Source organism: Sphingopyxis sp. GC21 (assembly GCF_025727575.1).
In the GTDB taxonomy this organism is placed as follows: domain Bacteria; phylum Pseudomonadota; class Alphaproteobacteria; order Sphingomonadales; family Sphingomonadaceae; genus Sphingopyxis; species Sphingopyxis terrae_A.
The window spans coordinates 1,277,447-1,303,681 of sequence record NZ_CP095845.1 but is presented as its reverse complement, the minus strand read 5'-3'; the positions used below and the strand labels follow the sequence as shown (position 1 = coordinate 1,303,681).

The 26,235-nt window shown below is 60.7% G+C and carries 19 protein-coding genes and 1 tRNA gene; 4 read left to right on the top strand and 16 right to left on the bottom strand.

The genetic code is table 11. The features are described 5' to 3' along the window. The first annotated feature begins 68 nt into the window (after window positions 1–68). Together MU856_RS06190 and MU856_RS06185 are read left to right on the top strand one after the other, a co-directional pair. The gene (locus MU856_RS06190; RefSeq protein ID WP_263588599.1) at window positions 69–1,133 is read left to right on the top strand and encodes a hypothetical protein; all 1,065 of its coding nucleotides are present in this window, start codon (window positions 69–71) and stop codon (window positions 1,131–1,133) included. A gap of 61 nt (window positions 1,134–1,194) precedes the next feature. Next, window positions 1,195–6,324: a hypothetical protein gene (locus tag MU856_RS06185; protein ID WP_263588598.1), complete on the top strand. Its 5,130-nt coding sequence runs from the start codon at window positions 1,195–1,197 to the stop codon at window positions 6,322–6,324. Window positions 6,325–6,384: 60 nt separating this feature from the next. Here MU856_RS06185 and MU856_RS06180 read toward each other — a convergent pair whose 3' ends face one another. From MU856_RS06180 to thyA, 4 genes are all read right to left on the bottom strand, one after another. Next, complete coding sequence (locus MU856_RS06180; protein ID WP_263588597.1) at window positions 6,385–7,695, bottom strand: dihydrolipoamide acetyltransferase family protein; 1,311 nt, start codon at window positions 7,693–7,695, stop codon at window positions 6,385–6,387. Between the two features lie 5 nt (window positions 7,696–7,700). Continuing rightward, window positions 7,701–8,705 (bottom strand): alpha-ketoacid dehydrogenase subunit beta, encoded by a 1,005-nt coding sequence (locus MU856_RS06175; protein WP_003051495.1) that lies wholly within the window; start codon window positions 8,703–8,705, stop codon window positions 7,701–7,703. Between the two features lie 26 nt (window positions 8,706–8,731). Further along, complete coding sequence (locus MU856_RS06170; RefSeq protein ID WP_263588596.1) at window positions 8,732–10,027, bottom strand: 3-methyl-2-oxobutanoate dehydrogenase (2-methylpropanoyl-transferring) subunit alpha; 1,296 nt, start codon at window positions 10,025–10,027, stop codon at window positions 8,732–8,734. 94 nt (window positions 10,028–10,121) lie between these two features. Then, window positions 10,122–11,057, bottom strand: a complete 936-nt coding sequence (gene thyA, locus MU856_RS06165; RefSeq protein ID WP_003051489.1) for a thymidylate synthase — start codon at window positions 11,055–11,057, stop codon at window positions 10,122–10,124. A gap of 131 nt (window positions 11,058–11,188) precedes the next feature. Here thyA and MU856_RS06160 point away from each other — a divergent pair, with 131 nt between their 5' ends. Then, window positions 11,189–11,617, top strand: a complete 429-nt coding sequence (locus MU856_RS06160; RefSeq protein ID WP_062764867.1) for a JAB domain-containing protein — start codon at window positions 11,189–11,191, stop codon at window positions 11,615–11,617. 106 nt (window positions 11,618–11,723) lie between these two features. Beyond that, window positions 11,724–11,800, top strand: a tRNA-Pro gene (locus MU856_RS06155). Window positions 11,801–11,945: 145 nt separating this feature from the next. On the opposite strand, the gene MU856_RS06150 is transcribed toward MU856_RS06155, so the two are convergent. From MU856_RS06150 to MU856_RS06095, 12 genes are all read right to left on the bottom strand, one after another. Beyond that, the gene (locus MU856_RS06150) at window positions 11,946–12,566 is read right to left on the bottom strand and encodes a thermonuclease family protein (RefSeq protein WP_263588595.1); all 621 of its coding nucleotides are present in this window, start codon (window positions 12,564–12,566) and stop codon (window positions 11,946–11,948) included. Beyond that, complete coding sequence (locus MU856_RS06145; protein WP_263588594.1) at window positions 12,547–13,692, bottom strand: hypothetical protein; 1,146 nt, start codon at window positions 13,690–13,692, stop codon at window positions 12,547–12,549. Before MU856_RS06145 ends, MU856_RS06150 begins: the two co-directional genes overlap by 20 nt. Before the next feature lie 164 nt (window positions 13,693–13,856). After that, on the bottom strand, window positions 13,857–14,483 hold the full coding sequence (locus MU856_RS06140) for a hypothetical protein (RefSeq protein WP_263588593.1): 627 nt from the start codon (window positions 14,481–14,483) through the stop codon (window positions 13,857–13,859). 321 nt (window positions 14,484–14,804) lie between these two features. Continuing rightward, window positions 14,805–15,221 carry a hypothetical protein gene (locus MU856_RS06135; protein WP_263588592.1) on the bottom strand — a complete coding sequence of 139 codons (417 nt, stop codon included), beginning with the start codon at window positions 15,219–15,221 and terminating at the stop codon, window positions 14,805–14,807. Further along, the gene (locus tag MU856_RS06130) at window positions 15,218–15,757 is read right to left on the bottom strand and encodes a hypothetical protein (protein ID WP_263588591.1); all 540 of its coding nucleotides are present in this window, start codon (window positions 15,755–15,757) and stop codon (window positions 15,218–15,220) included. Before MU856_RS06130 ends, MU856_RS06135 begins: the two co-directional genes overlap by 4 nt. 38 nt (window positions 15,758–15,795) lie before the next feature. Then, the gene (locus tag MU856_RS06125) at window positions 15,796–16,047 is read right to left on the bottom strand and encodes a hypothetical protein (protein WP_263588590.1); all 252 of its coding nucleotides are present in this window, start codon (window positions 16,045–16,047) and stop codon (window positions 15,796–15,798) included. Window positions 16,048–16,170: 123 nt separating this feature from the next. Continuing rightward, on the bottom strand, window positions 16,171–18,675 hold the full coding sequence (locus MU856_RS06120; RefSeq protein ID WP_263588589.1) for an AAA family ATPase: 2,505 nt from the start codon (window positions 18,673–18,675) through the stop codon (window positions 16,171–16,173). Then, window positions 18,668–18,958 carry a hypothetical protein gene (locus MU856_RS06115; RefSeq protein ID WP_263588588.1) on the bottom strand — a complete coding sequence of 97 codons (291 nt, stop codon included), beginning with the start codon at window positions 18,956–18,958 and terminating at the stop codon, window positions 18,668–18,670. The genes MU856_RS06120 and MU856_RS06115 overlap by 8 nt, the downstream gene beginning before the upstream one ends. A 61-nt stretch (window positions 18,959–19,019) precedes the next feature. Beyond that, on the bottom strand, window positions 19,020–20,219 hold the full coding sequence (locus tag MU856_RS06110; protein WP_263588587.1) for a GIY-YIG nuclease family protein: 1,200 nt from the start codon (window positions 20,217–20,219) through the stop codon (window positions 19,020–19,022). Next, the gene (locus MU856_RS06105; RefSeq protein ID WP_263588586.1) at window positions 20,212–22,284 is read right to left on the bottom strand and encodes a DEAD/DEAH box helicase; all 2,073 of its coding nucleotides are present in this window, start codon (window positions 22,282–22,284) and stop codon (window positions 20,212–20,214) included. Before MU856_RS06105 ends, MU856_RS06110 begins: the two co-directional genes overlap by 8 nt. Beyond that, window positions 22,281–23,336, bottom strand: a complete 1,056-nt coding sequence (locus MU856_RS06100) for an endonuclease NucS domain-containing protein (protein ID WP_263588585.1) — start codon at window positions 23,334–23,336, stop codon at window positions 22,281–22,283. The genes MU856_RS06105 and MU856_RS06100 overlap by 4 nt, the downstream gene beginning before the upstream one ends. Beyond that, entirely contained in the window at window positions 23,333–26,143 is a 2,811-nt protein-coding gene (locus MU856_RS06095; RefSeq protein ID WP_263588584.1) for a class I SAM-dependent DNA methyltransferase, read from the bottom strand. Before MU856_RS06095 ends, MU856_RS06100 begins: the two co-directional genes overlap by 4 nt. Window positions 26,144–26,235: the final 92 nt, after the last annotated feature.

The window sequence follows — 26,235 nt, the reverse complement described above, 5'->3', positions numbered from 1 at the left end:
TGATCATAACCGCTTAAAGGTCACCGGCGGTGGGGCAATAGGGGACCGAACAAGCCTGGAGTTCAGCTATGACCAGCAAGCTGACTTATGTGGGCGCCATCGGAATGACAGCGATCGCGTTGATCGCTGCCAGCCCGGCCTATGCGGCCGGCACGACCGCGGGCACCACTATTACGAATAACGTCACCGTCGACTATCAGGTCGGCGGCGTCGCACAGGGCCAGCAGACCGCGTCGAACAGCTTCGTCGTCGACCGCAAGATCAATCTGCTTGTCGAAGAAGTGGGCAGCGTCACGACCGAAGTCGTGCCGGGGCAAAGCAATGCCGTCACGACGTTCCAGTTGACGAATACGTCGAACGAAGTGCTCGATTTCGCACTGACGGCCAGCCAGATCGCTGGCGGGACGGCTGCGCATGGCGGCACCGACAGCTTCGATGTGAGCAACGTCCGCATCTACCGCGACAATATATCGTCGGGTACGGTCGGCAGCTTCGATGCGGCCGATACGCTCGTCACCTATGTCGACGAGCTTGCAACCGATACGCCGATCCGGCTGTTCGTCGTCGCTGACGTCCCGGCCGGTCTTTCCACCAGTGCTGTTGCGGGCGTCCAGCTGCGCGCGACGGCACGTGAAGGTGGGGCTTCGGGCACGCAGGGCGCCGCGATTACGCAGACTGCCGGGGCCAATACGGCCGCCAAGGACACTGTCTTTGCGGACGTCGCCGGGGTGAATGACGCCAATCGCGACGCGTCGCATAGCGCCGCCGACGATTATACGGTCAAGACCGCGACACTCACTGTAACCAAGACCAGCCGCGTGGTCGACGATCCGTTCAACGGAACGACGAATCCGAAGCTGATCCCGGGTGCGACGGTAGAATATTGCATCCTCGTCGCCAACGCCGCGGGCGGTGCCAGCGCCACGTCGGTCGCAATCAACGACAGCGTCCCGACGCAGTTGACCTATGTCGCCGGTTCGGCGCGGGTCAACGGCACGGTTACGGCAGGCACCTGCAACACCGACGGCGTCGCGGCAGGGACCAACTATGCCGCGCCGGTCGTGTCGGGCACCGTTGCGACGGTGGCCGCGGGCGACACGCGCACCCTGTTGTTCCGCGCGACCGTCAACTGACAGGACCAGTGAAGGGGGCGGCGGAGCGCATGGCGCGGCACCGTCCCCTTCAGGACCGGCAATGACCTTCGGCTCGAAAACCCTCTCCTATGTGACCGCCCTGGTCGCGGCAGCCTTGCTGCCTGCGGCACCCGCGGCGCATGCGCAGGTGATTTCGAATACCGCATCGGCGCAGTGGACGGGCAGCGGCGGCGCGACGCAAGTGCTTTCCAATCGCGTCGATGTGACGGTGGTCGCAAGGCCGCCCGAGCAGCCGGTCGTCAGCACCTACCGCCTGGTCGACAGCGGCGGCAACAAATCGGCGCCGGTCGTTCCGACCCCCTGCGGCGGATCGATCATCGCTGCGCAAAGCCTGAGTGCGGCGAGCGCGGGCCAACTCATCCAGCTTGCCGGACCCTATGCCGGCCTTCCGACCAACCCGGCGTCGCTGCAGAGCACCGCCAGCTTCCGCGCGGGCGAAATGCTTGTCGTCGGCGTCACCCTCGCCTCCGCAAATACCGATCCGGCGCAGCGCGATCTGCTGCCCGTCAGCATCGACTTGCAGAATGGCGATCATGAACAGATCACGCTGACCGAAACCGCACCAAACAGCGGCGAATTTGTCGGTATTATCAACACGATCGGCGTTCCGCCCGCCGTGGTTGCCGGCGATTGCCGCCTGTCGGTCACGCCGGGCGCGCCAATTCAGGTCCGCGTCACCGATCGCGCCAATGCGAGCCTCGTCGCCATCGCGACGATCGACTTTCTGGTCGATCCCTTCGGCATCGTCTTCGACAGCGGCGATGGTTCGCCCGTCGCGGGCAGCCGCGTCACGCTGATCGACGCAGCAACCGGCCAGCCAGCGCAGGTGTTCGGCGACGACGGAACCTCCTCCTACCCGTCCACGGTCGTCACCGGGCAGAATGTCACCGACAGCGGTGGCACGGTCTATACCTTCCCCGCGGGCGACTATCGCTTTCCGTTCGTGGCGCCCGGCACCTATCGACTGCTCGTCGAACCGCCCGCGCCTTACACCGCGCCGTCGGCTTCCAGCCCCACGGATCTTGCGAGCTTGCGCCGTCCCGATGACGGTCAGCCCTTCACCATCACCGACGCGAGCTACAGCCGCGCCTTCACGCTTTCCAGCCCTGCCCCGGTGCGGGTCGATATTCCCGTCGATCAGCCCGGCCAGCCGTTGGTGATCGCCAAGACGACTTCGACGCAGGTCGCGGTGCCCGGCGATCTCGTCCAATATCGCATTACGGTTTCGAACCGCGATGCGCGGCGGACGACCGGTGCGGTGACGGTCGGCGACCAGTTGCCCGCTGGGATGCGCCTTCGCGCCGATACGGTTCGCATCGACGGCACCCGCGTCGACCCGACCGTGGCAGCCGACGGACGCAGCTTCAGCGTCGCCCTTCCCTCCATCGCACCCTCGGCGTCGGTCCTGCTAACCTATGTCGCTGAAGTCACGGTTTCGGCGCAGCCGGGCAGCGCGCTCAATCGCGCGACGGCGCAGGACAACCGCGGGACCGTCAGCAATGTCGCCGAAGCGACGATCGCGATCAAACGCGACCAGCTTGGCGACCGTATGACGATCATCGGCCGTATCACCGACGGCGGCTGCGCCGTCGACCCGGGCAAGGCGCGCGGAATCGGCGGCGTCCGCGTGATGCTCCAGGACGGCAGCTACACCGTCACCGACGAGGATGGGCGCTATCATTTCGAAGGCGTTCGCCCCGGCCTGCACGTCGTCCAGATCGATCCTTCGACCCTGCCGCTCGATCGCGCGCCGGTCGATTGCGCTCGCTCGACCGTCGATGCCGGCAGTGCGATCTCGCGCTTCGTCGAAGGTCGCGGCGGTTCGCTGAAGCGCGCCGATTTCCGCGCCGCGATAAGCGCGCCGCGCGCCGCCCCGGCAACCAATCCTGCCGAAACCCGCAAAACCCTCAGCGATCCCGAAGCCGCAGGTGCCAATCGCGACTGGCTTGCCGGCCAGGCACCCGGCATCGGCTGGTTGTTTCCCGAACCCGATCATAATCCGCGCGCCAAGTCGATCCGCGCCGCTGTCAAGCATCTGCCGGGGCAGCGCGTGACGCTCTGCATCAATGGCAAGCCGGTCAATGCGCTCAATTTCGAGGGCGTCAGCAAGTCGGCCGACGGGAGCGTCGCCGTCAGCGTCTGGCGCGGGATCGAGATTGCCGAGGGTGAGAATCGCCTCGAAGCAAAGGTCGAGGATGCGAACGGCGCGCCAGTGCAGACGATCGAGCGCAATGTCCATTATTCGATCACGCCGATGCGCGCGACGCTGGTGCGCGACAAATCGGTGCTTGTGGCGGACGGTGTCACGCGCCCGGTGATCGCGGTGCGTCTGACCGATCGAGACGGCAAGCCGATCCGCGCGGGACTGACGGGCGATTTCAGCGTCCCCGCACCCTATTACCCGGCGGTCGAGGCCGAAGCGCAGCAGGCGCGCCAGCTTGCCGGGCTCGAACGCGCGCAGCCGGTCTGGAAGACCGAAGGCGACGACGGTCTTGCCTTCATCGAGCTCGAACCGACGACCGCATCGGGGACGCTGACGATCGATTTCCGCTTTCGCGATACCAAGGTCGAGCGCCAGCAGACGATCGAAACCTGGCTCGATCCGGGCAATCGCCCGTGGACGGTGGTAGGCTTTGCGGCTGGAACGCTCGGCTACAATACGCTGGACGACCGTATGGAAGCGGTCGCGGAGAAGCTCGACGACCTCAACGCCGACGCCCGACTCGCGCTCTATGCCAAGGGCCGCATCCAGGGCAAATGGCTGATGACGCTGGCCTATGACAGCGACAAGGAACAGGACGACGCCCGCTTTGGCGGCGTGATCGATCCGCGCGCCTATTACACTATTTACGCCGACCGCAACGAGACGCGCTATGATGCCGCGTCGGTTCGCAAGCTCTATCTGCGGCTCGAACGGCCGCAATTCTATGCGATGTTCGGCGATTTCGAGACGGGCATTTCGGAGCCGCAGCTCGCCCGCTATCAGCGCGCGCTCAACGGTGCCAAGGCGGAGTATCGCGGGCGCAACCTCGCCGCGACGGCCTTCGCCGCCGATACGCCCTACCGCTTCCGCCGCGACGAGATTCAGGGCAATGGCCTGACCGGTCCCTATCAGCTCGCTGCGCGGGACATTCTGCCGAACAGCGACCGCATCACGATCGAAACGCGCGACCGGCTGCACAGCGAACGCATCGTCGACAGCAAGACGCTGACGCGCAACATCGACTATGACATCGATTACGCCGCTGGCACGCTGCGCTTTCGCGAGCCGATACGCAGCCGGTCCTCGGCGCTAGATCCGCAGTTTATCGTCGCCGAATATGAAGTCGATGGCGTCGGCGAACGCGTGCTCAATGCCGGCGGCCGCGTAAGCTATCGCAGCGACGACGACCGGCTGCGCGTCGGCGCGACGCTGATCCACGACGAGGATAATGATCGCAAAACGAACCTCGGCGGCATCGATGCGCGCTTCCGGCCCGATACCGATACCGAGGTTCGCGCCGAAATCGCGGTCAGCGACGCAAGCAGCAAGGCGGGCAGCAGCAACAGCAGCCCCACCGGAACCGCGAAGGCGTGGCTGATCGAGGCCGAGCATCACAGCAGCAGCGCCGACTTCCTGGCCTATGTTCGCGAACAGGAAAGCGGATTCGGCACCGGTCAGATCAGCAGCAGCGAAAACGGCACGCGCAAGTTCGGCTTCGACGGACGGCTGCGCGTTGGACGCCAGCTTTCGGTGACGGGCAGCGCGTGGCAGGAAGATTATCTTGACACCGATGCCCGCCGCCGGGCGGCGCGCGCGCTGGTCGAATATGACAATGGCACCACGCTGCTCCGCGCCGGACTGACCCACGCCGACGACCGGCTCAGTGACGGCAGCACCAAAAAATCGGACATCGTCCAGCTCGGTGCGACGCAGCGGCTGTTCGACAAGCGCCTCGAACTCGATGCGCAGAGCGAATTTGCCTTGGGCGGACAGGATGCAAGCGTCGATTTCCCGACCCGCCAGCGGCTCGGCGCGCGCTTTGCGATCACGCGCGACGTCAATCTGGTCGGCAGCTACGAAATCGCCGACGGCAGCAGTGTCAAGGCCCGTACCGCGCGGCTGGGCTTCGACCTCGCGCCGTGGGCCGGGGCACGCCTGCTCGCGACCGCCAACCAGCAGGACATCAGCGAATATGGCCCGCGCAGCTTTGCGGCCTATGGCCTGTCGCAATCGCTGCGGCTCGGCGAGCGCTGGTCGGTCGATCTGTCGGTCGATGGCAACCGCACCTTGGGCGGTATCCGCGCGAGCGATGTGCTGAACGCGGGAAAGCCTGCGGCGTCGGGTGGTTTCCTTGCGGGCAACGGGACACTGACCGAGGATTTCGTGGCGGTCAGCACCGGCGCCACCTACCGCGCCGACCGCTGGACGATCACGGGTCGCGCCGAATATCGCGATGGCGAGCTTGCCAATCGCTATGGCCTCACGCTCGGCGGGCTGCGCCAGCTTGGCGAAGGCCGGGCGCTCGGCGCGCTCTTCACCTATGCGAAGGCCAGCGGCGCCGGCACCATGCCGTCGACCGAAGTGATCCAGTTCGAACTCAGCTGGGCGCATCGTCCCGCCGATTCGCGGCTGTCCTGGCTCAACAAGACCGAAGTCCGCTCGGACAAGGTGCGCGACGCGGTCGCGGGTCAGGCCGGGCCGATCGGCGGCGCGGCGCTAACAATCGACGGCGACGCAACCAGCCGCCGCGTCATCAACAGTCTGTCGGTCAACTGGTCGCCGCTCGGTGATCGCGGCGACCGTCGTGAAGGCGACCGGCTATGGTATGAACGCGGCGAACTCAGTTTCTTCTGGGGCACGCGCTATAATTTCGACCGTTTCGGCGCCGATGACGTCAAAGGCTGGTCGAACATGTTCGGCGCCGACTTCCGCTTCAATCTGGGTGAGCATGTCGACGTCGGCGCCTCGGGCAGCGTCCGCGTCGGAACCGGCGGCGATACCGTCACCTGGGCCGCCGGCCCGACGCTGGCTCTCGCGCCGATGGCCAATGCGAATGTCACCTTCGGCTATAATTTCGCGGGCTTCCACGACCGCGATTTCGAGGACGCGCGCTTCGCCCGCTCGGGCGCCTATGTGACCTTCAAGCTGAAGTTCGACCAGACGAGCTTTGCCGGGCTGGGATTGTAACGCAGCTTGGATAGCCGTCATTGCGATCGCAGCTAAGCTCCTCGCAATGACGACATAGACTCAGTCCGCGAACAGCAGAACCGGCGTCTCGATCAGCTTCTTGAGCGCCTGCACATAGCTTGCGGCGTCCCAGCCGTCGACTACGCGGTGGTCGCAACTGATCGACAGGTTCATCAGCTTGGCGCGGCGGATGTCGTCGCCGTCAAAAACCGGGCGTTCGACGATCTTGTTCGGGCCGATGATCGCGACTTCAGGCCGGTTGATCACCGGCGTCGTTGCGATACCGCCGAGCGGGCCGAGCGAGGTGACGGTCAGCGTGCCCCCCGTCAGCTCCTCTACCTTCGCCTTGCCCGTGCGTGCGGCCTCCGCCAACCGGCCGATTTCGCTCGCGAGCTGCCACACATTCTTGTCCTGTGCGTCGCGGATCACCGGGACCATCAGTCCGGCGTCGGTCTGCGTCGCCATGCCGAGATGGACGGCACCATGCCGCGTCACAACACCCGCTTCGTCGTCGTAACGTGCGTTGATCATGGGAAATTCGGGAATCGTGCGGCAGATCGCGACGATCAGGAACGGCAGCATCGTCAGCTTAGGCCGACCGCCGCGATTGGCATTGAGGTCGGCGCGCATCGCTTCGAGCGCGGTGACGTCCATTTCCTCGACATAGGTGAAGTGCGGGATCGCGCGCTTCGACGCCGCCATATTCTCGGCGATCTTGCGGCGCATGCCGATGACCTTGACCGGTTCGTCGGCGCGGGCGCGGCTGGCGCCCGGGGCGTGATAGCCCTGCCCGCCGCTGTAGCGGAGGAATGCGTCGAGATCGGCATGGCGAATCCGCTCGCCATCGGAATGGACCTGCCCCAGATCGATGCCCAAATCCTTCGCCCGAGCGCGAACGGCCGGCGACGCGAGGATGGCTCTACCCTGTTCCGTTCGGGCTGGGCTTGTCGAAGCCCTGTCCTTCTTTTCAACGGTGGAAGACAAGGGCGGCGCTTCGACAGGCTCCGGGCGGGCGGCTTGGAGGGACGGCGGCGCTTCCGCCACCGCAGCCTCTTCGACGCCCGGCGTTTCGGCCGCGATGTCCTCTTCGAATTCCTCTTCGGCGATCATGTCTTCGACCGCGGCTTCGCCGTCGGTTTCGATCACCGCCAGCGTCGAGCCGATCGAAACCATGTCGCCGACGTCACCGGCGAGTTCGACAACGACCCCCGACACGGGCGATTCCATTTCGACCGTCGCCTTGTCGGTCATCATGTCGGCCAGTTGGGCGTCCTCCTCGACGCGCTCGCCGATCTTGACGTGCCAGGCGACAATCTCGGCCTCGGCGATGCCCTCGCCAATGTCGGGCAGGCGAAATGAATAGCGAGCCATGGCGGTCAATCCTTCATGATCTTTTCGAGCGCGGTCGCGATGCGCACCGGCCCGGGGAAATAAGCCCATTCGAGGCTGTGGGGGTAAGGCGTGTCGAAACCCGTCACGCGCTCAACCGGCGCCTCGAGATGATAGAAGCAGCGTTCCTGAACGAGCGCCGCCAGTTCGGCGCCAAAGCCTGAGGTGCGCGTCGCTTCATGGATGATGAGGCAGCGCCCGGTCTTCTTTACCGAGGTTTCGATCGCATCGATGTCGAGCGGCAGCAGCGTCCGCAGGTCGAGGATTTCGGCGTCGACGCCCATCTCCTCGATCACCGTCTTGGCGACGTGGACCATCGTGCCATAGGCGAGCACCGTCACCGCCTCGCCGGCGCGTACCGTCGCCGCCTTGCCGAGTTCGATGCGATAATAATCTTCGGGGACCGCGCTCGCATCATGCTTCGACCAGGGTTCGACCGGGCGGTCGTAATAGCCGCTGAACGGGCCATTGTAGATACGTTTGGGTTCGAGGAAGACGACGGGGTCGTTATCCTCGATCGCTGCGATCAACAGGCCCTTGGCATCATAGGGGTTCGACGGAATGACCGTCTTCACGCCGCAGATATGCGTCATGATGCTTTCGGGCGACTGGCTGTGCGTCTGGCCGCCAAAAATGCCGCCACCGAACGGCGTGCGTACCGTCATCGGGCAGATAAAATCGTTCGCTGAACGATAGCGCAGCCGCGCCGCCTCGCTCACGAGTTGGTCGAGCCCGGGGTAGATATAGTCGGCAAACTGGATTTCGGGGACCGGACGCAGGCCATAAGCGCCCATGCCGACGGCGACGCCGATGATGCCGCATTCGTTGATGGGGGTATCGAAAACACGCGTCTTGCCGTGCTTTTTCTGCAGGCCCGCGGTGGCGCGAAAGACGCCGCCGAAAAAGCCGACGTCCTCACCCATCACGACGGTGTTAGGATCGCGTTCGAGCATGATGTCCATGGCGCTGTTGATCGCCTCGATCATGTTCATCGTCTTGGTCTGGGTTTCGCCGGCCATCATTCGGGCTTCCAATTGGGGCCGAACTTCTTTTCCTGTTCGGCCAGCATTTGATCGCACTGCTCCTTGAGATGCCAAGGCATTTGCTCGAAGACATCCTCAAACATCGTTTCGAAAGGCTGGTGCATGCCGTGACCCAGAATCCCGAGCTTTTCCGACTGCTTCTGCGTCGTCTTTACCAGATCGTCGAGCTCGGCGCGCAGCGCATCATGCTGGGCATCGTCCCATTCGCCTAGCGCGATCAGATGCTGCTTCAGGCGCGCGATCGGATCGCCGAACGGCCAGGCGCTCGCTTCCTGCGCTGCGCGATAGGCACTCGGGTCGTCCGAGGTGCTGTGCCCTTCGGCGCGATAGGTGAAATGTTCGATCAGCGTCGGACCGTTATTCGTCCGCGCCCGGTCAGCCGCCCATTGCGTCGCGGCATAGACGGCAAGCGGGTCATTGCCGTCGACGCGCAGGCCGGCGATGCCATAGCCGACGGCGCGCGCCGCAAAAGTCGTCCGCTCACCCCCGGCAAAACCCGAAAAGCTGGAAATCGCCCACTGGTTGTTGACGACGTTGAAGATGACCGGCGCGTTATAGACGGTCGCAAAGGTTAGCGCCGAATGGAAATCGCCTTCGGCCGACGACCCTTCGCCGCACCACACGGTCGCGATGCGGCTGTCGCCCTTCGAGGCCGATGCCATCGCCCAGCCGACTGCTTGGGGATATTGCGTCGCGAGATTGCCCGAAACGCTGAAAAACCCGTGCTCGGGCGCCGAATACATGATCGGCAATTGCCGCCCGAGCAGATGGTCGCCGCGGTTCGAATAGATCTGGTTCATCATCTGGATCAGCGGATAATCGCGCGCGATCAAGATGCCTTGCTGGCGGTAGCTGGGAAAGCACATATCGGCGCGGTCGATCGCCATCGTCGAGGCGACCGAGGTCGCCTCCTCGCCGGTGCATTTCATGTAAAAGCTGGTCTTGCCCTGGCGCTGGGCGCGGAACATGCGGTCATCGAAGGCGCGGACGAGCATCATGTAACGCAGCATCGCCCGCAACCGTTCGGCGCTGAGCTTCGGATCCCACGCGCCCTTCGCATGCCCGTCAAAATCGAGCACGCGGACAAGGCCGTAGCACATATCGCGCATCGCATCGGGCTTGGTCGCTTCGCCCGGACGCGGGGTCGCCTCGACCGCCGGAACATCGATATCGCCAAAGTCGGGCGTGTCGCCGGGGCGATAGCGGGGTTCGGGAATATGGAGCGACAGCGGCGGCAGATTGCTCGCCAGGCGCCGATGCGTTTCGGGCATATCTTCGTCCCTTCAGGGCGCGAATCGCCGCGCCGTTATATTTCAATTGGACGACATATTATTACTTCCTGCATAGCAATGCAATGGCGGCCTCTCAGACCGCGACGGGCGCGGAAATGTGCGCCTGCGGGGCGTAATTCTCGACCGCGAAATCGTCGAACGCATAATCGAAAATGCTCGAAGCCTGCCGAAGGATGCGCAATCGCGGTGCGCCCGATGGAACGCGCCGAAGCTGCTGCTCCACGAGCTCTGCGTGATTGAGGTAAAGATGGACGTCGCCGCCGGTCCACACCAGTTCATGGGCATGAAGACCGCATTGCGCCGCAACCATCCGCGTCAGCAGCGCGGCTTCGAATATGTTGAAGGCAAAACCCAGGCCCAGGTCGCACGACCGCTGGAACAGAAGGCACGACAGTCCGCCGTCGCTCCGCACATGAAACTGATAGGTCATGTGACAGGGCGGCAGCGCCATGCGGTCGAGATCGGCGACATTCCAGCCTGTGAAGATATGCCGGCGCGATCCGGGGTTGTTGCGGAGCGAGTCGATCAGCGCGGCGATCTGGTTGTGCCCCTGTTCCGCGCGGCGGAACAGCCCCTCGCCCGCCGGCTCATAGCGCGGCCAATTGACCCACTGATGACCATAGACCGGCCCCAGATCGCCCCACGCCGCCGCGAAATCAGGATCGGCGACGATCCGCGCCTCGAACGCTTCGGCGTCGATCTGCTCGCCCGTCGCGCGGCGATATTTCTCGAGCGGCCAGTCGGTCCATATGCGGACGCCCTGCGCAACGAGCGGTCGGATATTGGTGTCGCCGGTCAGGAACCACAACAGCTCGCGCAGCGCCGTTTTCCAGTACACGCGCTTGGTTGTGAGCAAGGGAATGGCATCGTCGCGCAGCGAAAAGCGCATCGTTTCGCCGAACAGCGAGCGCGTCCCGACCCCGGTGCGGTCGACGCGTTCGTCGCCTTCGGTCCATATCCGACGCATCAAGTCGAGATATTGAAGTTCATAATGGATGGATTCGGACAAGACTCGCTCCCGGCATTGCGGCCTCTTTGCTAGGCGGCAGCGGCGCGCCTCGCAAGCGCCCCGCCCGACCTTGCACCGTTTCGGCCCAGTCCCGGCTTGGCGCGGACCGCCCTGGAGCGCAGATTTCGGCTATGGCGCTCGCTTTCCCACCTGCCCGCCCCTTCGATGGCACGACGCTGAGCGGCTTCGTCGATCGCGACGCGGAGGACGCGGTGGCCCGGGATCTGCTGCGCGCCGAGTTCCCCGCTGACCGCGAGCGGCTGATCCTGGCCGGATTCGATGGTTTCGGACGCCTGATGCGGATCGAATGCTGCGAAGGCGGTATCGACGGCCGTTGCACGATCGCCCCTGCCTGCTGGCACCGGCTGATCGGCCGGGGCGCCGCGACCGTGTTGATGGCGCATAATCATCCATCGGGCTGCGCCTACCCGAGCGAAGCCGATCTGGCGGCGACCGGCGAGGCGATGGATTTTCTCCGCCGAATCGCCGTCGATTTGACCGATCATCTGATCTTCGTCGATCATGGTCATTTCAGCTTTCGCCGCGCGCAATTGCTCTAAATCGGCGAATATCGCCAAAGCTGCCGATTGACGCTTGAAGTTCCGAAAAGGCGCGTCTAGAGGACCGCCCTGCCCTCGCGCCGGTCCGCCGGCGCCAGAGATCGGTCGGGGAGTAGCTCAGCCTGGTAGAGCACTGTCTTCGGGAGGCAGGGGCCGGAGGTTCGAATCCTCTCTCCCCGACCAGTTTCTTTAGAGATTGCAAAGTCCAGAAAAACCAAGATTTTCTGCGGCCTGGGGCCGTTTGTGCCATACAGTTGTGTGATAGTCCAGTGTTAGACGAATCGCGCGCCTTTACCGCCCAATTTTCGTTCCCGGCGCAGGAGATGACTTAGATAAGTCGGGGCTGCCCTTCCGAATCTTTGCGTCCCCGTTTTTGACGGTGCTTGAAGACCCAAGGCGGCTCCGGATTGTCCATTGCCCACAACCCTCGCCGGTCACGCCGGGCATCGTCTTGCGCCGCGAAATATTCGGCCTCGCGATCAAACGCATATTGCTCGGTCACCCAAGCCCACCCGTTCACGATCATCTCGAGCTCGATATTGCGCGTGACAGGGCGCGCGCGCTTGACTGAACCACCGCCCCGCTTGCCTGCGTGATAATAGTCGACCGTGCCGACATCCATTTGCTCGGTCAGAAATGCCATGCACAAAATCCGCTTGTAAGGATCGATGGGCCGGTAGCCAGTCGACTCTTTGCCAACTGGGTCCAAGCGAAGCTCCTTATTTGCGATAAGGCCTAGCAAAAAATCTCGGGCTTCCGGTCCGAACGGTTGCCCCATTTCGGGGGCGTCGATAAACGCAAAGCGGAAGGAAACGCGTTCCACCCAAGCCTGCCGATAGGGATGCCAGACGTTTGCCAAGAAGCCGTCGCCGTCGAATACCTCTCGGACGGCTGCCTTCAGCACCTCATCTGGACCTGCAGGGCCTGGATCATCGGGAACGATGATCATGCCGGCCTTCCCGGGCCATTGCGGCGCGACCCTTATTCTGCGGCGTTTGCGCGGGCTTCGAGCGCGTCGCGGATGGAGATTTTACAGGCCAACGCCGCAGCCAAGCAAAGCGTTCGGGATCCTGTCGAAGCAGGAATTCACGAATACGCTGCTGTTCCGGAATGGAAGCGTGCATCAGCAACCCTCGCAATTCACCATCGATCGCATGGCGCGACGCTCCGAGGCTCTCAGCCTTTGCATACCATTCGTGCCCTGCAGCGAGGTCTCCAAGCTCGATGTGGACCGCGCCCAGCAAAGTGCACGGTCTATAGTTGCTTGAGGTCAGTCGATGCGCTTCGCTGGCGAGCGCCTTCGCCTCGTCGAGGCGGCGTAGGTCACGCATTGCTCCGCCGCGCGTCGTTGCCAAGGCCGACCTGATTTTAGGATTTGACCCGACCTTTGCCAATGCCGCATCGGTCAGGCGTAAGGCTCGCTCCGGTTCGCCAGCCTTACGCCAATGCCCGCTCGCATTCACGGCATTCCACGTATCACCACTGTCTTCCCAAGCTTTGGTCAGGGCTGCGGCTTCCAATGCATGCCAAGCTCTCTGCAGCTCGTCGGTCCAGCAGTAATCGGCCTTTGCCTTGAGCCATGCGAGGTCCTTGGCTTCGAGGCGTTGGCCATTGGCGACTTGCCTTAGAAGAGCCATTGCGCGCGGATAATCGTCGCTTTCGATATATCCCACGCCGAAGCGCTGTCGCAGCTCCTTGGCCTCTCGCTTTCGACGGAGTGCCGGATCGTTCGCCATGGCGGCAAAGGTCGCCTTAACTGCTGCCGCCCTGGCCTCAGTGCGTTCCGCCAATTCTGCCGCATCCTTCACGGCCTTGGCCGAAGCCTCCTCAATGCGCGCTGCCTGTTCCGCTCCGGCTTGGGCCCGAAATTCTGCCAAGGTTGCCTTACCTTCGGCCCAGTTGACGAGTGCATGCAAGCCGGTCGCGGCGAGATATTCTCGCTGCAAGGCAGTCACCTGCTCGCCAGCATCAATTTTCAGAAGAATCCCATTCAACCGGGCGCCCAATTGAGCCGCGCCGGGGAGGTCCTCCAGGAAATAGCGTTTCGCCAAAGCGGCGTGAAGAGTTCGTGTCATCGTCAAATTTTGCGTTCGTGGTCAGGCGCGAAGAAAAAATCCTTACTCCGGTATAGTGCGTCTTGCTTGTAGCACCTTGGCGTATTGCATCTCTTAACGTTTCAAGACCAGCACGTCGTTGGGTCGTGGTGGAAGCCGAAAAAATAGAGCGCGAGTCATAAGCTCTAACTTGGAAGACAATCAGAGACGACTTTTCCAACCTTCGACGTTCTAACCGGAATTTTCAGATCGATCTTCGGAAGACTCGATAGGTGATCAATGTCACCCATCATTCTCTCCGCAGGACTCGCTCCCAAGACAAATCTAATATTCAAATACTCCGGAAGATTACGTGAAAAAAGACCTAACCGATTCAAATTCATATCGATTGATCCGTTAGGCAAAATGCCGTCAAAAAAATCATCCCTGTAAACTTCTGGTTTGCGATCATCGATCTTATACAGGATCGCGCCTGTTCCTTGGACGATGTTACCATCCTTGTTTCCGACCATGACGGCCGTCAGGTTAAGGCGGCTCTTTTCAGGGTTTTTTTGATTATTCTCACAGGAAAACTTCACGTCGATCGCGAGGCCTTTACGTGGAAACGAGGCGGACGCCACCGATTTGACAGTAGACGAAAATTCATCTGTCGCGTCATCTCGCGCATAATCGAAATCGACGCTGGTCTGCGACTTCTCTTCGCCGCGTGAGCGACCGATATCGTTGCATGCGCCAAGCGCAGAACAAAAAAGCAAAACGGCGAGAATATGAGATTCTTTCACACGAATTTCCCCCAAACCGAGCAACTTCAACTTCCTGCCAAACAAGAGCGAAAGACTCAACGGTGGCGCAGTCGGAGCCCACAACGATGCGATGTGCGTTCATTTCGTTACTGCTGATAAATGTGGCATGACCCGCTGATTTTCCTTCAACTGGGATTTGATTCCGGTCTCGAAGGAAGGGCAAACAGATGAAGCGGACCAAGTTTTCAGGAGGCCAGATCATTAGTGTGCTGAAGAATAGCGGAAGCGTGTGAAGACCGGCGAGCCGGCGCAGCGGTCTGGAGTGTCGGAAGCGAGGATCTACACGGGACTGACAAGTGACTGAGTCTTCGACCTAATCGTGTCTCGCCCTTATACCTCTGGCGACCATATCGCGATAGGCCTTTCCGCATTGAATCTCGCTACGCCCTTTAGCTCGGGACGAAACTCTGGCCGCGTCACCAACTCGAATGATTCGACCGTGAAGACACCCACGGTCAGCCTCGGCAGAAACGGCGCCAGTAGCTTCTTGATACCTCTCAGGTGATCGGTGCTCCATTCTATGACAACCAACCTATCATCGCCCTTCGCTTTCTCTGCAAACGCGCTTGCCAAGTGATTGGCATCCGCTTTGTGGAAGATCATGCCGGTGGTCCCTGCTGGAACGTCCTGCCCTTCAATGGTTACGCTGGCTCGCGCTATACCGCTGATTTTCATAAAGCGGGTGACGATTAGTGGACGCTTCTGATATGCCGACCAGTCGCTATTGCTGACAAGCGTCTTGGTCAAATATCGACCTTCCCGAATTCCGCAATTAGTCGGAAACTGCGCAGGAGAATAGCATCGCAACCACCATCTTCCCTTATCTCGCTAATGCGATCCTCCGCTTCGGCACAAGGATCTAGGAAGATGGCAAGAGAGGGCCTGATATTAGCAGCGAAGGCTGCGTGCAGATGATCCTGGAACCTCGCTTCTTCAGCACTGTTCAAAACCGCCAGTTGGAAGTTAACCCGTGGTTTATAGCCTTCTTCGTCGGTGCCACTCGAATTGAACGAAATGCTTCCAATAGTCCCGATCGGCTCGATATCGATCCGACCTTCGACCGCCGCCTCAAACGTCTCCAAGACGCCGAACAACTCGCTCTCTGACAATAGCGGCGACGGCTTGTTGACGTTCCTGCCCAACTGTTGCGCGAAGCCGACCAACGGAATGAAGAACGAAGGCCGACTGGACTTCAGGGTCTTTGCAAGCCGCTTCAGCTGATCATCGGTCCACCCGTAGTATGTTTCAGCCTTTGGGATTGTCTTCCTACCTTTGCCGAACATTCTTTTCCCTTCCGCACGCACTTTGGCGCAAATTCGACTCACTGATGCTTATGCTGCTCGGTATAGCGCTCAGACCATGATTTACCGTCGCCCTTCTCGACTGGTCCCAGTTCATCACAACCGAACTGGTAACAAAGCTGGACATCTCCCGTCGTGCGATCCAGACGAAATGCGCCCGCTGACTCAGAGGCGACAATTTCGTAGCGCAATTTTGGTTGCATAGTTGACGAAGAGAAGATCGCTGCAGCGACCAATGCCCCCGCGACCGCGATTCCCGTGCCTGTATTCACACTGGCTCTCCTCTATCCTACTTCGCCACGAACACATCAAACTGGCGCCGCTCCTCTGGTGACATTCTCAACGTTCCACCGTATCTATGTCGACAAATTCGGTCTGAACCGCGCAGTCTGCATTTAAATAATCGCTACTTCGGGCGCAGGCCCGTCTGCCGCAGGTGGCTTAAACGCGAATTTTGTCTCGCATTTATCATGAGCACACACCGGATTTTTAAGGCCGGGTGGCCGTTTATACTTGGCGCGACCACACACGCATTGGAACTGCTGGCGGAACGCCTTGAACTCATCCCACCGCCTCCTTTCGTCTCCGATCGAGCCGTCGCCATAGGGCGCCTCTTGAAAGTGGCTTCCGAAGTTTTCAATATCGCCCTTAATAAGGCTGGCGATGAAGCGGTTGTTCACGCCTGGCACATCAGCGGGCATAAGCTTCAGGTCGTTCAAGAAGCCGCCAATCGCAGAGGCCAGCTCGGCGCGCTCGTAGGAATATGCCTTTTCGAGTTGTCGGATGCGGACATTGACGCCAAAACCGCGGGCGATCCCCAGTAACCATTCCTCTTCCGCCTGACGCATCTCGTTGGCGGCAGATTCCCCCTTGACCCAGCGATCAGCAATCATCTCATCGGTGACCTTATGATCGGCGAACCGTGGTCCGAACGCTGGATCAAGGCCGATGATGCGGGTGTATTGCCAATCCTTTTCTGCGAGCTGATCCTTCAAATAATTGAAGAAACGTTCGTCATGGGTGACGAGAATGATCTGGCAGTCGGTAAACATTTTCGCGAGCAGCGCGCCGATCGCGCGTCGATGATCGGCGTCATAGGATGTAACGACATCATCCAGCGCAATTACCGGTGCCGCCTTATTAAACTTTTTGATCGCCGCGAGTCGCAGCGCGAGCGCGACGGAATGAATCTGGGAGTCGCTGAGATAGCCACCCGGCGCAACGCTTTGACGATTGTCTGCAAAATCAATCACCAGTTGCATGCGCTGCTGGTTGATGTCGTCCTCGTCAGGCAGCTCTAGGCGGATCGGCCTCGCGTTGGCACCTTGGATCTCCTTGTAGATGGTATTCAGCGGCTCTTGAAGCGTGTCGAGGAGCGACTGCATCTTGTCGCGGATCTTGCCCGATACGAACGTGGCCTGTGCGACGAGCGCTTCGTGTAACGTAGTCAGGTGCGCGGTGATGCGGGATGCCAGTGCAACATCCTTCTGGAGAATAAGCAGCCGATCAATGCTGGTCTTTACTTTGACCCAGGTATGCTCGCCCTGATTCGCCTCGATCTCTGCGATCTCATGATCAAGGCCGATAAGGCGCGCTTCCAGCTCGGCGACGATTGCGGCGGGGTCGGGCGCCTCGCCGATCGGCCATCCGAAAATCCCGGCCTGGTAGGCGATGAGCGCAATTCGAAATCCGTCTCCATCGTGACCCGGCAGATGCTCGATCATCGCGGGAAGGCGCGCCACGAGCTGATTGTGGGCTTGGTTTGCCGCGATCTCGGCATTGTCCAGCGCGGTCTTCGCGTCGTTGTAGCTCTGTAGATCCTTAAGATGAATCATCAATAGGTTGCGGATGGCAGGCACGCTTCCCGCAGCAGTGTCTCCGATTGAAGTGGCGCAGACCGGGCACGCATCGGGCGCAGTCGCGTCGTCGGCAAACAGCTTCTCGGCCTCCTTCCACAGCGACCGAAAGGCCGCGCTCGCCGCCTTGTCGCGCTCAACGGCTTCAGCGACCTTTGCTTCGGCAAGCTCAGAGAGTGCCTCGTGGAACGCTGCAATGGCTCCCGAACATTTGGCGTCACCGCCGTCCCCCGGCACCACATTGTGCCACAGCGCGACAATTGAATTACGAATCTGTTTGAGGTTTGCAAGACCGAGCCGCCTTTCTTCTTCCTCGACACGCTTGCCGATTTCGACATAGCTGTCATCCTCGGCGGCGAGGGCGGCTAGAGCTAAGTTGGGATCGAGCGGCGCGATGACGCTGGCATTGATGAAGTCGAGCACGGCAGCATCGTCCCACGCGCCAAGTGCTTGGGCGGTCTCCATGCGCAACAAACCAGCTAGGCGAACCTGTTCGGTGGTGCTCTCGGCAGCAGCCTTCACATCGCGACGCAGAAGACGAAGGCTCTTCTGTACTTCAACCAGCGGTGAGAGCTGCAGCCAACCGGCCACATCGCTATAGCGATTCTCCGGACTATGAGTTTCAACAAAGGTGCGCAGCGTATAACCGCGGATGAGCGGCGAGACGACGAACCCGGCTTTCATTTCAGTTGCGGCCGGATGAATTGGGCGAGGATTGCCGGTGGCGGCTCGGCTGCCCTCAAACTTCGTTTTGCCGGTGATCGTTGTGAATTTCACCATAGGCGCGATACCCGCAGCGTGCGCCTCATTGTGCGCGAGGGCGGGCGGCCCGGCCTGATTGTTCAACGTGCGCTGTCCGAGGCGCTCGAGTGTGCCATGTTCGGAGAACAGAAATTCGAGCGCGTCGATGACGCTTGACTTGCCGAGGCCATTGGGGGCGAAAATCGCCAAGCTCGGCTTTTTGCTGAGGTCGAAGGTCTTGGGCTGAAGGTAGGCGCGGAAGCCTTCGAGCGTCAGCGAGTGAAGAAGCGTCGGCTCAGCCATCGACCTCCTCCTGGTCCAGCGCGGCGCGCTTTGCAGCGATCGCGGCAATCGCGACGGTGGCATTGGAGACTGCATTGGCATGCGGCACGACAGTCAGCAGGTGATCAGCCAGGATGCCTGCGACATCGACGTCAACGCCTTCCAACGCGTTGAGGGATGCAGCCAAGGCCGCGAGAAAATCTCCCGGCGTATCTACATTTTCCACCTGCGGCGGCGCCAGCGCCGCCAAGATATCGAGAATCGCCGCTTTGTCCGCTGCCCCAGACTCATCCAGTCCCATCATTCCCCCTATTGTCGCCCCTCTTCCAACAACTCTGGGGCCGATTTTTCGCCAGTATCGGCAATCAATGCCTCTCCCGCATGAGCTTCGCAGCATTGCGATCATACGTCATGCCCGCCAAACTACCGTTCCCGATGCGGTCTACAATCTCATCCACGATGGACAGCGGCACAAGGAACCACTCGCGCGGGCGTATCATTTTGCCGAAGCGATCCGGAATTTCGACATCAAAGCGAACGCTGTCGAGCACTCGATGGATGAGGCGCTCGAGCCCGGTCCGATTCACGTCGAACAGCTGGTAGGTTGCTATGATATCGACGTCCGCAAGCAAGAATGTTGCGTCGTCAGCGGCACCTGCGACGCGTGCTTCAACCGAACCGCCGGTGATGCCGATCTTGTGGATCAGGTCTCGATGCGCGGCGATGGTCGGATGGGTGGATCGGCTACGCAAGACGTAGAGAGTGCCTGTAGTAAGATAATCAGGCTCTTCCGCCACGTCCGAAACCGTAGCAAAAAGTGGCCCGGCGGTAGGTTCGGAAATCCGTCTGCCGCCTTCGTCCTTGTAAAGCGCGCGCTGTAACGACCAGCGCAGCAGGTCGCTCTCGGTTCCGTTCGAATATATTACCCGCAATCGGGCATCATTCTGTCCGTTAGCCGCCTTGATCGGTTCGCCGATAATTTCGGCCACATATGCGAGTTGGCCGCGCAAGATGAAGAAATCCCTGACATCAATGCTCGCATCGCGACCAAACCGGCGCGACGCACGGATGCCGTCCTCCAAATCCGCTTGAACCTTTTCGAACAGGGGCCTGAAAGTCTCGAAATCCTCGCATCGCTTTGCAGTGGCAATTTCCTCGGCCGCCTTACGTTCGGCATTCGACCGGACATTGCGCAACTGTGTGATGTTGGCTTCCGGCTCCGCCTCAACGCCCAGCTCGGCAAGGAGGTCGCTGTCGTCCAGCGCCTCAACCGGAGTTGCGTTGTCATCCACGCCCTCCAGCAAACCGTGCGCATCAATGTCGGCTAGGAGAACGTGGAATTCCGGTTGGGCGCGCAAGCGATCGAGCCGCACGGCATAAAGCCGTTCGAATATATCGCGATCTTCGCCGTGCTGGGGCACACGACCGTGCTCCTCGCGAAACTTCACGATATCCTCGAAACCAGCGATCACGCGCTCTTCACGCGGTGTGCGCGCACGAACCTTCTTGGGCGCAAGATCGACGCCGAGTTCAGCAAGAATATCATCGTCGGACATCTCAGCCATTGGTAGCCGCCTTCGCCTTGAAGCGCGCAAACGCAGCGACACCCTCCGCCAACTGACGCTCCCACGGATCCTGCGACGTGATCTCGGGCGAGCGCCCGCGCTCGCGCTTCCACTGGACCGCGCGAACCGCGAAAGCCCTCGCCTCCTCTTCAGTCAGCGTGCTTTTACGAGCGGAGATCGCTGCCTGCACTTGCCGCAACGTTCCCTCATTCATAGCCCTAGCGAGAATGGCGTATGCTGCATCGAAGGGGTTGATCCGATCGATCAGGTCGATGTCGAGCTCGCGCACATTCATAAATTTGCGAACGCCATCGACGAACGAGGTGTTCACCTTCAGCTCGCCATCATCGCCCTCGGTCACGCTTTCGGTGACGATTTTTGCCGCTTGTTGCGTGATGTTCAGCGCGGCGATCGCGTGCTGGCGAATGGCTTCCTGATCGGTTTCGCTGAGCTCAGGATAGCGTTCGCGCACAATCTTGCCCATCCGAACCTGAGTCAGTTCCTCTGGCACGACCTCTGGATCGAACAGGCCGCGCTCGATCGCTTGCTTATCTTGGATGAAGCTGGTGATCACCTCGTTGATGTCCTCGGCGCAAATGCGCTTAGCCTCAACCGAGCTGGGCTCAACCAGATCCTTGAGTTCAAAGTGGAACTGCCCACGCTCGTCGTTGAAACCTACGTTGGTTTTGCCTTCCTGATAGCCGCCCGGGCCATAGTCGTATCCATCCTTCGGCCCGACATCCTTCGGCGTGAACTCAAAGCGCGGCGCCAACACCTGCTCCATCAGCAGGCTGGCGGCGATGGCCTTCAGCGTATCGTTAACAGCCTCGGCGACCACGTCATCGGCGGCAGCCGGTTCGGCGATGAGGTTGGTGAAGCGTGCGACGGACTTGCCGGGTGCATCACGCGTGGCACGGCCGATGATCTGAATGACCTCAGTCAGGCTCGATCGATAGCCAACGGTTAGCGCATGCTCACACCATATCCAGTCAAAGCCTTCCTTCGCCATGCCCAGCGCGATGATCACGTCGACATAATCACGACTCTTGCGCGCCTCCGGGCTTTTCAATGCCGTCGATACGCGGTCGCGTTTCGACGGCTCGTCGTCGACTAGATCGGCGACGCGGATGATCTTGCCTTCCGCAGTTTCGATCAGGTGGAAGCCGGTCGCATCATCCGTGCCTTTCCAAGTGCCGAGATGATCCATTATCTCCTCGACCTCGCGGTGCTTGTCCTTGGTGCTCTCCCGGCTGTTCACGCTGGGAATATGAACGATCGTCTTGACCGCCGGATCGAGCAGATCGTTGATCTTGTCGATATAGCGGCCGGTGTAGAAGCTGTAGGCGATGTCGAGCGTCTTCAGCCACTGATAGCCGTTGAGCTGCTCATAATAAGTGTAGGTGACGGTGGTGAACTTCGCCTCGTCCTCGGGCGTCAGCACCGCCACGGAATCGCCGCGAAAATAGCTGCCAGTCATCGCGACTAGATGCACCTTGTCTCGTGCGATCAGCTGGCCGAGCTGCGCTCCCAACCTGTTGTCCGGATTGGCGGAGACGTGGTGGAATTCGTCCACCGCGATCAGCCGGCCGTCGAATGCCTCAATGCCGAGTTCTTCGATGGCAAAGCGGAAGGTGGCATGGGTGCACACTAGCACCTTGTCGTCACTCGCCAAGAACTCGCCAACCGCCTTTACCTTGGACTTGGCGACCTTGAAGTCGTCGGCGCCGGGGACGTTGCACAGGTTCCAGTGCGGCTTCACCTTCCAGTCCGCCCAGAAGCCGAATTTGCTCAGCGGCTCGTCGGCGAAGCTGGCGCCGATGGACCGTTCCGGAACGACGATGATCGCTTGCTTCACGTCCTGATTCGTCAGCTTGTCGAGCGCGATGAACATCAGCGCTCGAGACTTGCCCGATGCCGGGGGTGATTTGATCAGCAAATACTGCTCGCCGCGATGTGCATAGGCTCGCGCCTGCATCGGCCGCATGCCGAGTTCGTTGGCACTTGTCGAGGCACCAGAATGTGCGGTGACGAGACGGACGGCCGGGATGGGGCGGTTTTCGGTCATGCGTTGTCCTCTGCCGACACGCCGAACTCCTGGCGCAGGAAGTCGGCGGTCTGCTGATCATAGATTTTGCAAGCGATTGCCTGGTTGGCGAAGATGCCCTGATAGGTCTTGGCGTCGGCGCGATCGAAGGTGCGCAGCCATTCCACGCCGACAACATATGCGGCACGATCGGCGTCATCCTCGAACTGGGTGAGGTATCGGGCGGGCAGCGCCTCGGTCAGCTTCCGACCATCTTCCAGCACATAGTCGCTCGCCAGCATTTTCGGCGTCTGAACCCGGCCATACCCGAGATAGCCTGTCTTTTTCTGATAGTAGAAGATCGGCGCACCAACCTCGAGCCTGTCGAGCTGGTTCGTGTAATGTGGCCCACCATCGGCAGTGAAGATGCCATATTTGCGGAGCTCGTCCCACGGACGATCCTCTTCCGCGCCGCCGGTGACGTAATAGAGGCCGGACCACGGCGCCCGCGCCTTTTTCACGGCGCGGTCCTTCACCTCTTCCTGGTCAAGCAAACTGTCCGTGGTGAGCCATTCATGGCCCTCGGCCCCGAAGATGTTGAAGAAGCTGGCGTTGATGCCGACGTCATGCTCTTCGGACAGATATTCGATGATCCGCTTCGTCGCTTCGTCGACTTCGCTGGCGACCACGATCATCTGGTGCGAGGCGTTGAGCGTTTCGGGCAACGCCTTGCCATACCGTTCGCGATAAAGGTCCGGCAGCGATCGGCCGATAGCCGCGCGGGTCAGTTCGTGCACGTCTTTGGTCGTCAGATGGCGCACCCAAGATGCATAGTCGAGCACCTGCCCCACGATGTCGCGAGGGCTGCGATCCCGCTTCAGCTCGATGATGATGAGGTTGCCGTCTTCATCCATCGCCAGCAAGTCGATGCGCTTGCCATGATCGGTCGCGATCTGGCGGCCGATGACGATGCCGTCGACCCCGACCAGGCTCAGGTCACGCGCGACCCAATCTTCGATCCGACTTTCCAGATCGAGCGGCTTGCGGCGGCTTTCGACCAGCCCGCTGTCGGAGATACGGAATAGACGGGTCATGCGGCCTTGCCCTTCTTCGCGCCCTTGCCCTTGGGCGCAGTGTTGGCGGTCATTTTGGTGTAGAGGTCGAACAGCTTTTCCAGCCGCTCGGTATCGTTGCGGAAGCGGCGGCCGATATAGATGCGTTCCAGCACCTCATCATTGTCCTCGTGAGCGCGACGCAAGTCGTCCGGCATCGCCTTCGGATCATAGAGATCGGCGATGGTCGCGGGAAAATGCGCCTCGCGTGCGAGCAAAATATTCTCCGCGGTGTGGGCGAGGTCGGCCTTTTCCTGCTCGGTCAGCTTGGGAACGGGGAAAGTGTTATAGACAACAGTATTACCGTATCTGATGCCGTTGCCCATGCGACCCGACACTGCCTCTGCCCAGACACGATGCAGAGTTGAGGCGATGATCGCAGCTTCGACCATCGCCTGTCCATAAACGGTGAGTGCGTCCACGCTGGTGATTGAGCCAGCGCGGTGGAAATCAAACGGGACGTAACCGAATTTCTCACCAATCACCTTACCAACGATAAGGTGTTCGCGATTCTGGAAAGTGGAGTAGCAGAATGCATATGGGCGATTGGCGGAGCGCTTAGCGTCTCGTCCGGCCGATAGCCTGTATATGCGGCAATCCTCTACCTTACTTGCAATAGCCGCTATCGAGAGTGCCTCGTCTTTGCAATCTTCCTCGATCCAAAGGCACAGCCTCTTCAGTCCGTTAGTAAGTTCCTGCGTCCCAAAATAATCGCGCACGAAGGGCGCGGCATTTGGATTTTCTGCGACAAAATGAACACCATCTTCGAGATCCATCACCAAGCGGCGGCCGTCTACAGGGTTACTGCCCATGACCATCGGTTGCAGGCGAGAAATTTGATCCTTCCGTGGTTCACATATGATTGGCTCACCCTCAATTAGGTAAGGTGATATACTTGAACAGCCCTTCTCGGCATCGCTTGATATCAGCCGGCGAACCCTCGACGGTTCGCGACTTAACCCCACAATCGTGCAATACACACCAGCATTGTTCGCGGCCGAATTAGACCACTTGAAGGGGGTATAGGCAAAGTTAATCTCATAATCGGATAGAAGCGGCTTCCATACAGACGCTACTTGCTCGCCTTGGCATATGGAACTAGTCGAAACGAGTGCAACATCTGTTCTCGTCTGCCGTCCATATTCTGCCGCCTTGGCGAGAAACGCAACTACATAATCCACAGACTGTGGAACTCCGACTATGTCCATATCTTCTTTTTGCTCAGGAGATTTCTTCTTGGCCCCTAGGTATGGCGGATTCCCGCAGAGATAAGTCTGAACGTCTGCGTCGTGATTGAGACCGGTCTCTTCGATCGCTCGACCCCCGGTCGGCCCCGCAAGATCGAGCTCTGGAATGACTTGCGCCGCGACAGATGGGCACACCTTTAGCCAGTCTGACCTGAGCGCATTTCCGACCGTAATCTGCCCCGTCTTGTGCAGCGGCAGCACCATCGCGCGCGCCTCCTGCTGGCTGAGATACAGACAATCCGCCTGGAATTCGGCGATCAGCAGCGCGAGGCGGGCGATCTCGGCGGCGAAGCCCTTGATCTCGATGCCGTAGAAGTTGCTCAAGGGAATGACGCTGCGACGCTCGGCCAGCTTCAGGTTCGCTTCACCGCCCAGCCGCTCGACGATTTGCGCCTCTATCGCGCGCATCTCCTTGTAGGCGATGACGAGGAAGTTGCCCGATCCGCAGGCCGGATCGAATACGCGGATGTTGCCCAGCCGCTTGCGCAGGTTGCGCAGCTTCTGCTTGCTGTCGCCCGCCGCCTCCAGCTGCTCGCGAAGATCATCGAGGAACAGCGGGTTCAGCACCTTCAGGATGTTGGGCACGCTGGTGTAGTGCATCCCCAGCTCGCCGCGCTCGTCATCTTCGGCCACCGCCTGGATCATCGATCCAAAAATATCCGGGTTGATCTCTTTCCAGTCGAGCTCGCCCGCGCGCAGCAGATAGGCGCGGGCTGTTCGGCTGAAGCGCGGTGCGTCCACTGCGCCGGTGAACAGCCCGCCGTTCACATAGGGAAAGACATCGGCATAAGGGCGAATGCTCGCCGCTTCGCGATAACGGGGGTCTAGATTACCCTCATGCGTGACGGGCGTATCCATTGCACGGAATAGCTCGGTCAGCACCTCATGCGTGTTGCCCCACTGTTCTTCGCCGCTGCCGTGGCCAGCGTGGCTCATCTGGGTGATGGTCTCGGTGAACTGATGCTCGCGGAAAATGCCAGTGTCTTCAGCGAAGAAACAGAAGATCAGCCGTGCCATGAACTGGTTGAGCTCGTGCCGCCGACCCTCGGTTGCCCAGTCCGGATTGTCCTTCAGCAACTCGACGTAGAGCTTGTTGAGCCGCCCCGTGGCCTTGACGTCAATGGGGTTGTTCTTGATCTCCTTGACCGTAGAGATGCCGGCGAGCGGCAGGAACATCGCGAAATGCCGCGGCAGATCGGCATAGGCGCATGCGATGACGTCGCCGCCGATCAGATCCTCGGCCTCGACCGTTTCGCCATCAGTGGCGATGAGGAACTTCGCCTTCGCACTCGCCGTCTTGGGGCTGGCGCGAAGCCGTGCGAGCGTTTCGGTTACCTCGCCCGCGGGCGCGATGCCGATATGGATGTTGTTGCGCTGGAGCACGCCGCCGACGTCAGACTGATTGGTATCGCCCTTGCGCAGGCGGTCGACGGTCGCCTTCTTGGCGCCGAAAGCCGTAATGAACTGGAACGGGAACTCGGCCGCGTCAAACGGTTGTAGCACCAGCTCGGATACGGCTTCTTCAATTTCTACAGCGTTCATAGGGGCTCAATCGACGAATCAGAAAACGCCCAGCGCGGAGTGGACGGGCTAGGACTACCCTGTAGGAAAGGCCTCGTCACGCGGTGACGCTG